The organism is Treponema peruense (assembly GCF_016117655.1).
In the GTDB taxonomy this organism is placed as follows: domain Bacteria; phylum Spirochaetota; class Spirochaetia; order Treponematales; family Treponemataceae; genus Treponema_D; species Treponema_D peruense.
Map to the genome: position 1 here is coordinate 1,221,910 of NZ_CP064936.1, position 12,278 is coordinate 1,234,187.

At 43.2% G+C, this 12,278-nt stretch carries 13 protein-coding genes; 4 read left to right on the forward strand and 9 right to left on the reverse strand.

The window, feature by feature from the left end; all coding sequences use genetic code 11:
* The first annotated feature begins 67 nt into the window (after window positions 1-67).
* A complete protein-coding gene (locus IWA51_RS05525) occupies window positions 68-631 on the forward strand; it encodes a hypothetical protein (protein ID WP_198443524.1) in 564 nt (187 codons plus the stop codon).
* A gap of 8 nt (window positions 632-639) precedes the next feature.
* Window positions 640-1,374, forward strand: coding sequence for a tRNA threonylcarbamoyladenosine dehydratase (locus IWA51_RS05530; protein WP_177527878.1), 735 nt, complete (start codon window positions 640-642; stop codon window positions 1,372-1,374).
* A gap of 2 nt (window positions 1,375-1,376) precedes the next feature.
* On the opposite strand, the gene IWA51_RS05535 is transcribed toward IWA51_RS05530, so the two are convergent.
* The 7 genes from IWA51_RS05535 to IWA51_RS05565 all read right to left on the reverse strand — a co-directional run bounded on the left by IWA51_RS05535 (window position 1,377) and on the right by IWA51_RS05565 (window position 7,985).
* On the reverse strand, window positions 1,377-2,210 hold the full coding sequence (locus IWA51_RS05535) for a cysteine ABC transporter substrate-binding protein (protein WP_198443525.1): 834 nt from the start codon (window positions 2,208-2,210) through the stop codon (window positions 1,377-1,379).
* A 94-nt stretch (window positions 2,211-2,304) separates the two neighbouring features.
* The gene (locus IWA51_RS05540; RefSeq protein ID WP_198443526.1) at window positions 2,305-3,060 is read right to left on the reverse strand and encodes an amino acid ABC transporter ATP-binding protein; all 756 of its coding nucleotides are present in this window, start codon (window positions 3,058-3,060) and stop codon (window positions 2,305-2,307) included.
* Window positions 3,061-3,085: 25 nt separating this feature from the next.
* Window positions 3,086-3,784, reverse strand: coding sequence for an amino acid ABC transporter permease (locus IWA51_RS05545; protein WP_177527881.1), 699 nt, complete (start codon window positions 3,782-3,784; stop codon window positions 3,086-3,088).
* Window positions 3,762-4,424: an amino acid ABC transporter permease gene (locus IWA51_RS05550; protein WP_177527882.1), complete on the reverse strand. Its 663-nt coding sequence runs from the start codon at window positions 4,422-4,424 to the stop codon at window positions 3,762-3,764. The genes IWA51_RS05545 and IWA51_RS05550 overlap by 23 nt, the downstream gene beginning before the upstream one ends.
* 1 nt (window position 4,425) lies before the next feature.
* Window positions 4,426-5,151: a Bax inhibitor-1/YccA family protein gene (locus IWA51_RS05555; protein WP_177527883.1), complete on the reverse strand. Its 726-nt coding sequence runs from the start codon at window positions 5,149-5,151 to the stop codon at window positions 4,426-4,428.
* 15 nt (window positions 5,152-5,166) lie between these two features.
* Entirely contained in the window at window positions 5,167-5,901 is a 735-nt protein-coding gene (locus IWA51_RS05560) for a late competence development ComFB family protein (protein WP_198443527.1), read from the reverse strand.
* 56 nt (window positions 5,902-5,957) lie between these two features.
* Window positions 5,958-7,985, reverse strand: coding sequence for an aconitate hydratase (locus IWA51_RS05565; protein ID WP_198443528.1), 2,028 nt, complete (start codon window positions 7,983-7,985; stop codon window positions 5,958-5,960).
* Between the two features lie 119 nt (window positions 7,986-8,104).
* On the opposite strand from IWA51_RS05565, the gene IWA51_RS05570 reads away from it, so the two are divergent.
* Window positions 8,105-8,758, forward strand: a complete 654-nt coding sequence (locus IWA51_RS05570) for a hypothetical protein (RefSeq protein ID WP_198443529.1) — start codon at window positions 8,105-8,107, stop codon at window positions 8,756-8,758.
* 26 nt (window positions 8,759-8,784) lie between these two features.
* Window positions 8,785-9,759: a hypothetical protein gene (locus IWA51_RS05575; protein ID WP_198443530.1), complete on the forward strand. Its 975-nt coding sequence runs from the start codon at window positions 8,785-8,787 to the stop codon at window positions 9,757-9,759.
* A gap of 5 nt (window positions 9,760-9,764) precedes the next feature.
* On the opposite strand, the gene IWA51_RS05580 is transcribed toward IWA51_RS05575, so the two are convergent.
* Window positions 9,765-10,910 carry an AI-2E family transporter gene (locus IWA51_RS05580; RefSeq protein ID WP_198443531.1) on the reverse strand — a complete coding sequence of 382 codons (1,146 nt, stop codon included), beginning with the start codon at window positions 10,908-10,910 and terminating at the stop codon, window positions 9,765-9,767.
* Window positions 10,911-10,927: 17 nt separating this feature from the next.
* The gene (gene serS / locus IWA51_RS05585) at window positions 10,928-12,262 is read right to left on the reverse strand and encodes a serine--tRNA ligase (protein WP_177527889.1); all 1,335 of its coding nucleotides are present in this window, start codon (window positions 12,260-12,262) and stop codon (window positions 10,928-10,930) included.
* Window positions 12,263-12,278: the final 16 nt, after the last annotated feature.

A 12,278-nucleotide genomic window follows, 5' to 3' on the forward strand; every position in this document is an offset into this window, starting at 1 on the left:
ACAGATTGCATTTACCCCAAAGTTGAATTATAATATTGGCATATATTTTTTTGATTTTGGAGTAGATATGAAAAATGCTTTTACTTTAATCTGTGCAGCTTTATTATCTGTCATTTCTTTTGTTTCATGCGATTTTACCGCCGAAGATTTTATCGCTCCGCAGGACACATGGGTAAACAAAGACTTCAAGTACGCGTACAAAGATTCTAATGGTACTGAAAAGACGGTAACTCTTACAGGATATTTTTTGTATTCTGACGACGAGTATACTAATTCAAGCTTCAAGTCCGGTGTAGAAATTCCTGCAGGTCTTACTGTTGTGATTATTTCAAGAAATAATGATGCACTAGGTCTTTCTGCTGAAACTTATGTAAAGAAAACTTTTGCCAAAGGAAAAGTAACAGAAACAGACCCCGATGATACAGCAACTTCCGCAGAATTCGATGTAGGACCCGCTTTCTGGACAGCCTTCTACCTTGGAAACAGCATTTCTTTTGCAAAAAACGGCAATAATGTTCCGGAGCAGTTAAGATATGACTCTTATACAGAACTCAGCCCTGATGGTCTTAAAGAATTTACTTCAAAATTCTCCTGGCGCAAACTTCTTGCCAATATTCTTCTTGCAGAATAATTCAGTTTATGGACAGTCAGTTTTCTCGGACTGAACTTATGTTTGGTTCCGGGGCAATGCAGGCTTTAAAGAGCGCGCGCATTCTTGTATTCGGTGTAGGGGGCGTGGGCAGTTATGCAGTAGAAGCCCTTGCCCGGTCAGGAATAGGCGCACTTTGCATTGTAGACAGCGATACTGTTGCCCTGTCAAACATAAACCGCCAGCTTTGTGCGCTACATTCCACTCTGGGACGGGCCAAAGTAGATGTAGTTGCAGAACGCATCAAAGATATTAACCCTCTGTGCAGCGTAACGGCGCGCCGCGAATTCTTTCTTCCAGAAACAGCCTCTTCATTTGATTTTTCTCTGTACGATTACGTCATTGACTGTATAGACACGGTTTCGGGCAAGATACAGATAGTACTTCAGGCAAAAGAGGCCGGTGTAAAGGTAATAAGTTCAATGGGGGCAGGCAATAAACTTGATCCAACAAAATTCCGTGTAGCAGACATTTACGAAACATCAGTTTGTCCCCTTGCAAAGGTAATGCGCCATGAATTAAAAAAGCGAGGCATACCTTCACTCAAAGTCGTTTTTTCTACAGAACCTGCGCTGAAAGTACAAAATGCACTGGAAGGACAGTCTTTTGCTTCAGAAACAGACTCCGGGATAAAAAAAATCCCGCCCGGAAGCAACCCTTTTGTGCCGTCCGTAGCGGGACTTATCATAGCCGGTGAAGTAATCAAAGACATCGCCGGCCTTTAGAATTACATCTGTCCGCCTTCTACAACAAGATTGTCTGCATCTGCTGCAGCCCCGTAAACGGGTCTGAGTGTTTCTTCATAGTCAGCGTGAAAGAACTTCTCTTCGGCAAGTGAAACAATTTCATTGTTAATCCAGTCAAGAAGACTCTTGTTTCCTTTCTGAACGGCAGGAGCAATTGCATCAAGACTTCCGAGAGACTCAATTCCAACCTTGAATCCGGGGTTTTCAAGTGCCCATGCAAGGACTTCAGTATTGTCAGTAGACATGGCAGCGCCTCTTCCGTCTACAAGAGCGTTGTAGGCTTCGCTGTACTGGTCAAACTTAAGCAGTTCAACTTCGGGATAATTCTTTGTAAAGTAAGTTTCTGCAGTTGTTCCCTTGCTTATGATAAGCTTCTTTCCAAAAAGGTCTTCTGGCTTTTCAATAAGTGCTGCTTCCGGGGAAACTACACCAAGTGCGACCTTCATGTAGGGAAGTGCAAAGTCAACTTTTTCTGCGCGCTCGGGAGTGCGTGTAAAGTTTGCAAGAACAATGTCTACTTTTCCTGTGGCTAGAACTTCAACACGGCTGGCGGCTTCAACAGGAACGTATTCAACCTTAACGCCAAGATCCTTTGCAATCCTGTCACCAAAGTAAACGTCGTATCCACGGTAGAGTCCGTTTTCGTCAACGTAACCAAAAGGCTTTTTGTCACTGAATACTGCAATAACAACTTTTCCGCTCTTTTTTATCTGCTCAACGGTGCGTCCATTGGCTGAATTTTTTGAAGCGCATCCTGTAAGGACTGCAGCTGCTGCAACGACTACCGATAATGTCCTGAAAATGTTTTTTTTCATAAGTTTCACCTCTTGGAAATAACATATCGGAATAGTAGGAAAATGTCAACCAAAAATGCAGATTTTTTTTTACAAATTTCAGGATCCGGTAAAACTATTTTTTTGCTTCAATTCTGTCAAACATAAAGGCACTCAAAAACTTTCTTGCGCGCTCTGTTCTGGGATTGTTAAAGAACTGTTCCGGCGTGTCTTCTTCGACAATGAGTCCGTCATCAATAAAGACAATCTTGTCTGCAACAGCGCGTGCAAATTCCAGCTGGTGGGTTACAATAAGCATTGTCTGGCCTTCCTTTGCAAGTTCAATCATTACATCAAGTACTTCCCTTACCATCTCGGGGTCAAGGGCTGCAGTAACTTCGTCAAAAAGCATAACCTGCGGGTGCATGCACAGTGCCCTTACAATAGCCACACGCTGTTTCTGGCCGCCCGAAAGCTGTCTGGGGTAGGCGTCCTTTTTTTCATAAAGCCCGACGCGCTTTAAAAGAGCTTCTGCTTCTGATTCAACTTCATTGCGACTGCGTTTCTGTGCTTTCATTGGTCCAAGCAGAATGTTTTGCAGAACCGTCATGTGCGGGAACAAATCATAGCTTTGAAAAACCATGCCCACTTTCTGTCTTATAAGATGCATTTCCTTCGTGCGATTGCTTATTACTTCACCGTCAAGCGAAATTGTTCCGCCCTGAATGGACTCAAGACCGTTTATGCATCTGAGAAGCGTGCTTTTTCCGCAGCCCGAAGGTCCCAGTATAACAACAACTTCGCCGCGTTCTACAGAAAGAGAAACTCCTTTTAGAATTCCTCCTGCCTCGCGAAAATCTTTTTTTACGTCAATTATTTCAAGCAGCGCCATATTTTAAGCTCCATTGTCAGAAAATCTATTTCAATTTTTTTTCGAGTCTGTCTGCGGCAAAAGAAAGCGGCCAGCACACTGCAAAATACATCATGAAAATAACAGAATAAATTGCAATGGAAGCCGTCGGAACCGAAATTCTGTTTGCTTCAATAATCTGCTGTCCAATTTTTACCACTTCAATTACACCCACAAATACTACAAGTGAAGTAGTTTTAATCATTCTTGTAATAAGGTTCATCGAAAGCGGAACAAGTCTTCTTATTGTCTGCGGAATTATTATGTAAACAAAAATCTGGCTTTCAGTGAGGCCCAGTGCACGTGCGCTTTCATACTGGTGTGACGGCATTGACTCAAGTGCACCTCTTACAAGGTCACCCATTTCTGCCGTTCCCCAGAGCGTAAAGACAAGAACAGAAGCCGCTTCGCCCGAAAGTGAAATACCGAAAGCCCTTGTTATACCGAAGTACGCCAGAAAAAGAAGAACCAGCTGTGGCATAATGCGCATAAACTCAAGGTAAACTCTGCATACTGCCCGCACAATTTTGTTCTTCGACGTCATGATAATTCCAACAATAAATCCCAGAACAAGTGAAAGCGCTACAGAAACTGCAGCAATGCTTATTGTAACCCAGAGTCCGCCCATAAGCCTTGCAAAATTGCGACCCATGAACAACACCCCGAACGCCTCTTTTATACTGTCAAGCATTCCCGAACTGTCCATGTCTAAGTCTCCTTTCTGCCCAGGCACTTGCGGCTGTTACCGGCAGCAGAATAATAAAATATGCAATTACAAGAAGAGCAAGCGCTTCTTCTGTCTTGTAGTAAAGGCCAATAAGATCTTTTGCCACATACATAAGGTCTGCAAGAGCCACCGCGCTGAACATGGACGTCTCTTTTATAAGAAACATCATGTTTGCACAGACTCCTGGTACAGAAACAGCCACTGCCTGCGGAAGAACAACGTATCTTACAATCTGCAGCCGCGTAAGTCCAATGCATTCTCCGCTTTCAATCTGATTTTTTCCCACTGTTTCAAGGGAACTTCTGAATGTTTCGGCCATGTAACTTCCGCCAAGAAAAGTAAGGCCAATAACAGCGCACTGCTCCGAACTGAGTTTTATTCCAAGCCGCGGAAGGGCAAAGTAAAGGAAAAAAAGCTGAATCAAAAGCGGTGTATTGCGCGAAAGTTCCGTGTAGATTCTGACTATAACCCGTAAAACAGGCACTTTCCAGTATCTTATAACGGCACAGACAAGTCCCACCAGTGTAGAAAGCAGAATTCCCACTACGCCTATTTTTATAGTAAGAATTGCGGCCTGAATATACAGCGGAATGACTTCTTTTATAAAAGCAAAATCCATCTTAATCGCGGTTTCTTCCAAAAAGTCTCAGAAGTGAAAGGAATATGTTTATAAAGTCAAGGTAAAGCTCAAGGGCTCCGTAAATTGCAAGTTTTTTGTATGCATCTGAACTGTCGGCTCTGTTTGCAGCCTTAAGAATCTTTTGCGAGTCAAAGGCTGTAAGACCGGTAAAAATTACAACGGTCGCAAGCGAAATAAGCCATTCAACCCAGCCCAGGCTCATCTTAAGAATAAAAGTAACCAGCATATTTATTACAGAAACCAGAATAACCCCGATAAGACCCATCATAAGATAGTGTCCCGCAGAAGCAAGACTGGACTTTGTAACAGAACCGTAAATGCTCATTGCCCCGAACATTACAGCCGCACCCAAAAAACAGTAAGCGATTGTATTTATGTGGTATGCAAAAAATATTGAAGAAAGTGTAAGGCCGTTAATAACAGAATACAGGATAAAGCAGAAAATTGCTCCTCCAACAGACATTTTTCTTATCGTTGCAGAAAAAATCCATACAACAGCAAGTTCGGCAACAGCCAAAATAATAAATCCGATTGCGCCTCTTCCCCAGATAAGGTTAAAAATTGCCGGGGAAACTGCAGCCGCATAGGCACAGACTGCACTCAAAACAAGGGCAAGTCCCATCCATGCGTATGTTCTGCTTAAGAATTTGCGCTTGTCGTCGGCAGAAGCCCTGTATACTGTTACTGTGTTTTCCTTAGATTCCATATTGCCTCCGTTTTATCAGAAATTGTCTTCATTTTCATCTTCTGTACCTTTTCTGAACAGAAAGATATCCTTTATTTTTACGCTGTAAGTTGAATCCAAATCGCGCTTTTCGTTAGTTTCACTTGTTACGGGAACAGTAAAAATACAGTCAGCAGGGCAGTAGCCTTCAGATTCAACGTGTATAGAAAAATTGAATTTCTTTACAAGCCCTTCAGATTCTGCTTCAACCGGAACAGCCCAGAAAGTGTATGTTCCTTTTGTTGTTCCGTAAGTTGAACAGGGATTGGGCCATGTAATGTCCATCATTTTTACGGCACTTCCGTTAAGGTTCAGTTTTACCTGTGCGCCTGCAAGCGGTTCAAACGTCTGTCCGTCCAGAATATTTCCTTCAAATACAGGAAAATGAAAGGCAAAAGTTTCGGGCTTAACAGACGGCGCCATATTGATTCTCTGTTCCCTGTGGTATGGACGTTTTGCCGAATTTATAATCTTCATTCCTTCAATAACAAGTTTGTCAATGTCGGCAGAAACCTGGCTGTTTCCGTTAAGAAAGGCATTGCTGTACGTTACTCCGCGGCCGCTTACCACATAGCGCGGCGGTATTCTGTTAAGAACATAACTTGCCGTATCAAGACGGCAGTTTTTGCAGTCGCAGGTAAGCCATGCTGCATTTCTTGCCTTGGCCTGGTCGTAAAGATCGTTTACATGAGACAGAACTGTTTCTTCCATAAGATTATGAATGTTTTCCATATTCCAAATGTCTCCCAATTTCAATACTTTACTTTCAGCAAAGTATTGAACTTATCTTACTGACCGCCGGCCTTTGTATAACTGGCAAGTCCGCCTGCAAGAAGAATGTTTCTTGAACGTTCTGCCATGTCATTTACACCCTTTATATTAAAGTCACCGTTCTTTGTGTGTACGCAGATGTTGAACGGAAGTGCTTTTTTAAGGCTTTCAAAGATTCCGGTGATTTCAAGTGTGTCTCCGTCAGAAATCTTGTCATAATCTGCAGGATCTTCAAATGTAACGGGAATAATTCCGTAGTTTATAAGATTTGCCTTGTGGATTCTGGCAAAACTCTTTGTAATTACAGCACGTACACCAAGGTACATTGGTCCGAGTGCGGCGTGTTCCCTGCTTGAACCCTGTCCGAAGTTTTCTCCTCCTATAACAAAACAGCCCGACATGTTTATTGCAGCAGCCTTGTTGTAGAATTCAGAATCAAGTCTTTCGTATGTAAATTTGCTTATTTCAGGAATATTCGAGCGGAACGGAAGAACCTTTGTTCCTGCAGGCATAATGTCATCAGTAGAAACATTGTTTCCAGCCTTAAGAAGAACAGGAAGCTTAAGGTTGTCTTCACAGCTCTTGCACGGTGGGCATGCCTTGATGTTTGGTCCGCGTACAATTTCTACTTTTGCAGCTTCCGTGGGATCGAGCGGTGCAATAAGAAGACCTTCATCCTGTGCGTCCATGCGGATTTCTTCAGAAGAAAGGCGGTCCGATGTTCCGTCAAGAAGAGAAACCCTTCCTGAAGATGTATATGACGGGTCTTCGTAGTCCAGTGTCGAAGCGTCTGTTATGTAACCTGTAATAGCACTTGCTGCGGCTGTTTCGGGGCTTACAAGATAGATGCCTGCATCTGCTGTTCCCGAGCGGCCCTTGAAGTTTCTGTTGAATGTACGCAGTGAAACGCCTTCTGAGTTCGGGGCAAATCCCATTCCGATACACGGTCCGCAGGCGCTTTCAAGAATTCTGAATCCTGCACGTATCAGGTCTCCCAGAATTCCGGCTTTGTCTGCCATAAGAAGTGTAGTGCGGCTTCCAGGAGCAATTCCTGCTTCTACACCCGGTGCAATATGTTTTCCCTTTACAATGGCGGCAACAGCGGCAAGGTCATCAAGTGAAGAGTTTGTGCAGCTTCCTATTGCAACCTGTGTAACCTTTGTCTGTGAAAGTTCAGCAACTTTTTTTACTGCATCCGGTGAATTCGGGCAGGCAGCAAGGGCACTAAGTTCTGAAAGATTGATTTCTATAATCTTGTCGTAAACAGCACCTTCATCTGCCTTAAGTTCTGTCCAGTCAGCAGCACGTCCCATGCTTTCAAGGAATTTTTTTGTTGTAGCGTCAGACGGGAATACAGAAGTTGTTGCACCCAGTTCGGCACCCATGTTAGTAACTGTTGCACGCTGCGGAACAGTAAGGCTTTCTACTCCTTCGCCAAAATATTCGTAAATTGCACCAACGCCGCCTTTTACGGTTTCCCTGCGCAGTACTTCAAGAATAATATCTTTTGCTCCGACACCCTTTTTGAGAGTTCCGGTAAGTTTTACACCAAAAATTTTGGGCATGGCAAGATGGAAAGCACCGCCGCCCATAGCTACGGCAACGTCAATTCCGCCTGCACCAATGGCAATCATTCCTATTCCGCCGCCTGTAGGAGTATGGCTGTCAGAACCAAGAAGTGTCTTTCCCGGCTTTCCGAAGTGCTCAATGTGAACCTGATGGCAGACGCCGTTGCCGGGTCTTGAATAATACAGACCGTATTTTGCAGCTACAGACTGGAGGTAGCGGTGGTCGTCATGGTTTTTGAAGTCAGTCTGAAGGGTATTGTGGTCTACATAGCTTACACTTACTTCTGTCTTGACGCGCGGTACACCTATTGTCTCGAACTGAAGATAGGCCATGGTTCCTGTTGCGTCCTGTGTAAGAGTCTGGTCTATTCTGATTGCAATGTCGTCCCCGCGTTTAACCGGAGTTCCCGGAACAAAGCCCGAGGCTGCGCTTACAATGTGTTTCTGGATTATTTTTTCGGCTAGAGTCAAAGACATTTTTATACCTCTACAGATTTGAATATAAGTATAACTTATTTTACTGTTTAACACTGTTTTTTTCAAGGTATACGCTGTTGAACTATCTTTTTTACCTGTATTGTGTTATAATAGTTGTAATGCGCATTTTAAAGTTATTTTCTGCAGCTTTTCTTTTGTCACTCTTTTTCTCCTGCTCAAATCCGGCACAGGTTTCTTCTGTTCGGACTGCCGAAACCTTGCGCACTGTTTCTGATTCCATGGCACAAAATGTCGTCTGGTCAGAAGAACTGCAGGGGGACTTTCTCAAACAGAAAGTTATCGGTGCAGACGGTGTTTCAAAAAGTGTAAAAACTACGCCTTACAGTGCCGCCGTTTCTTCAGATCGGCAGAAATATCCGCCTTTGCCACCTTATATACGCGGTTTTGCAAGCCTTGATACTTCCCTTTACGATACACAGGCTCTTGAAACACTCAATGCGTTCTGCAGTGCACTTGTTTCGGGTGAAGGGGCAGACTCTTTTATGGCAGAAGGTGATGTATATTCGCTTGTAATGTTCCGCTATGATTTGGCGCGCCTTTTTGAAGAAGAAACTGTATTTTCAAGGTATGTGATAGGAAAACCTTTTGTTCAGGACGGAATTTATCAGTGTCCGGTGCGCTTTTTTACTTCACAGGAAGAAAGTGTTTCTTATCTTGCGCCGCACACAGATGTTTATATTTTTCTAAAAAAATCAGAAGCGTCGTGGGAAGTAGACCAGATTTCGTTTATGGACACTTCAAACAGCCGTTAATGACAGATATTTTTGCAGGGGAAGTTATGAATCAGGAAAAAGAACTTACGGGAATTGAAAGGGAACTTGTTCTTCAGTATTTGAGGGACGACAATGTGCCTCTTACCATTACGCTAGAAGAAAAGCCTCTTATGACCGAAACCGAGCTTTCCGAAAACAAAACCGAACTTCCTTCTGCCGACGAGCGGGTTCCGGCAAGCGCTGTTTTTCCTGTAGCCATTCCTTCACAGCAGATAACCGTTCTGGACAAAGGTATAATTCTTCTTAAAAACCAGGTGCGTTCTGTTCAGCCTTTTTTGGGAAAGACCGTGCGCGTTCAGTTTTACTTCAACCACCTGGGACTTTATTTTATTACGACAATGAAAGAATGCTCACAGGGGCTGGCCATCGTTGTTCCGTCAAGCATAAAGCGCGTTCCTGATGTTATTGTAAAATGCAACTATGACTTCAGCGCGACACTTTCCTTTTCTTCGGGAACAAAAAGCGTGACACTTGAATGCATTCCCGAAGCCGGATACGACCTTTTTGTCCAGCCCAGATGGGACTCTATAGAAACAGAAGTGCAGAAAGCTGCAAAAAAACTGCTTGAAAAATTCGTGTCAGAAGTAAAAAGCGGCCTTTCTGCTCCTGTAGGAAACGGACTGCAGCTTATAAATGTCGTCCGTTTTCTTACGCAGAGAAATCTGTCCCTTCCGCCTGCAATAGAAGGAAGATGCCGTCCGTTTGGAATAATCTACGTTGATACTTCAAGAATTGTTCTTTGTGCAGAAGGGGAATGTGCATCCCTTTCATGCGGCGAAACATATCTTCTTTCAATGACATTTGCACTTTCTTCAAGCCGTCTGTTAAAAAGAATAATAGACGTTCAGTGCGAAGTAGAAAAAGTTTATTCAGATGACAGTGAAAGCGGCCGTTCGTGCATTTCGCTCAAATTTGACGGCCTTAAAAAAGAAGACGACCGCTTTTTGTACGAGCGCCTTTCCGGAAAAAAACTGGAATAGAGCCTTTAAGCGTCTGTTTCCTGAACCGCGGTTTCTGTTCCTGCTGCATGATTTTTTTTGTTAAAGAAAGGAATGTGCGTCCGGCGTTTTTTGCTGCGGTCCGAACCGTTTCCCAAAAGAACCGCAATCGGTTTAAGGAATTCTATGTTTTCGCAAATAATTTTGATTATTACCAGAAGCGGAACAGAAAGAATCATTCCTATAAAACCCCACATCCAGCCCCAGAGTGAAAGTCCCACAAGAATAATAAAAGGTGATATTCCAAGGTCAGAACCTGCCCATCTTGGTTCGACAATGTTACCCAAAATCATGTTTATTGCAAGAACTGCAGCCGCAACATAAATTGCGTATCCCCACTGCGGGTAAAACTGAAGGAGTGCAAACATTGTTGTTACCAGCCACGAAATAATCGAGCCGAAGTTTGGAATAAAGTTCAGAATAAATGCAAGAAAACCCCAGATTATGGGAAAGTCCATCTTTATTACAGAAGTAGAAAGAAATACCAGAACACCGGTAATGAGAGAAATTGTAAACTTTATTGAAATGTACCTCGTAACTTCTGCAATTATTTTTGTTGCAATGAACATAAGCTTGCGGCTGGTTCCTTCTTCCTTGAATGCTGTTTTTACCTTTGAATGCATTCCCCTGAGTTCAATAAGAAGAAAAATTACAAAAAGCGCAATCATCAGAATAACTTTTGCGCCCGAAATCATATAGTTGCTCAAAGAAATTGCCCAGTTCTGTACCGTGGTTCTTACACCAAGGGAACTCCACAGGTTTGCAAAAAGCGAAGAATTTTCGTCAAAAGGCAGCTTGAATGTCTGCGCCAGAAATTCGTAAAGCCCCAGAAAACGCGTTTCGTACTTTGGGTAGGTGCTCAGGATTGTCTTGAGACTTGCTACAAGAAGATTTCCTACGACAAAAAAGGAAATCATTGCAATAAAAACAATTATAAGAATTCCTATAATCCACGGAATATGGACGGAATTCATTCTTTTTACAAAAGGGTAGAAAACAAAAGACAAAAGCACCGCCACCGTAAGCGGAATAAAAAACGATGACGTGAGCTTCAGAACAGCGGCAACCATAATGAAAGAGACAAATAACAGAAGAAGAAAAATGGATCTTGCAAAGTTTGTCGGTTTATTCATTATGGAGCCTTTTTTAATTATTTGCCGGCCTTTGCGGTGCGGTACAGCGGAGAAGTTGAGTCTGTTTTCGGACCGATTTTGTCGAATCCGCAGTAAGGTACAAGAACTTCAGGTACTGTAATTGAACCGTCGGCATTCTGGTAGTTTTCAAGAATTGCAAGCATTGCGCGTCCTACAGCAATTGCAGTTCCGTTGAGCATGTGCACGTACTTGTTCTTTCCATCATCATCATGGTACTTTACGTTAAGGCGTCTTGCCTGGTAGTCTGTACAGTTTGAAGTAGAAGTTACTTCACCGTAGTCTCCGTCGGGGTGTTCTGCGTCAGATCTTCCGGGCATCCATGCTTCAAGATCCCACTTTCTGTATGCAGGTGCACCAAGGTCTCCTGTACATGTATCTACTACGCGGAACGGAAGTCCCAGTCCTTCAAAAATTTCTTCTTCAATAAGACGAAGTTTTTCGTGCAAATCGTTGCTCTGCTCGGGCAGACAGTAAACGAACATTTCTACCTTGTCAAACTGGTGTACTCTGTAAAGACCTTTGCTAAAGTGTCCCGCAGCGCCTGCTTCCCTTCTGAAACAGTGTGAAAGTCCGCAGTAGAAAAGAGGAAGCTTTGACTTGTCAAGAATTTCGCCGGAATGGTAACCGCCGAGTGTAATTTCTGCTGTTGCAACAAGGCAGGTTCCTTCTTCTTCAAGTGTATATACGTTGCTTTCGTTTCCGCGCGGATTGAATCCTATTCCCTTAAGAATTTCTTCCTTTGCTACGTCCGGTGTAATGAATGTAGTAAAGCCGTGCTTTCTTAAAGTATTGAGAGCATACATAATGAGTGCCTGTTCAAGGAAAACAGCTTCATTCTTGAGGTAGTAGAACTTGGGGCCCGAAACTTTTGTTCCGCGGTCAAAGTCAATAAGGTCAAGTGATTCACCCAACTGAACGTGATCCTTGGGCTTAAACTCGAACTTGCGCGGTGTTCCAACTTTTTTTACTTCAAGATTTTCTGTGTCAACTTTTCCTACAGGAGCAGCAGGGTTTGCCATATTCGGAATCTTGCGGGCTGCTTCGTCGAGTTTTGTTTCTATGTCTGCAAGTTTTGATTCTGTTTCAGAGATGGAATCTTTGAGGGACTTTCCTTCGTCAATGTATTTCTGTCTTGTTTCTGCGTCAAGCTTCTGCTTCATTGCAGCGGCATTTGCGTTTCTTTTCTGCTGCAGGTTCTGAAGTTCCGTAACAAGTGTTGTTCGCTCATCGTAAAGTGTTACTACCAGATCAGCGTCTGCTACCATGTTTCTGTTTGCTATGTTTTGTTTGACAGCTTCAAGATTGTCTTTAATAAACTTATAGTCTAACATTCTTTTCCTCTGATTA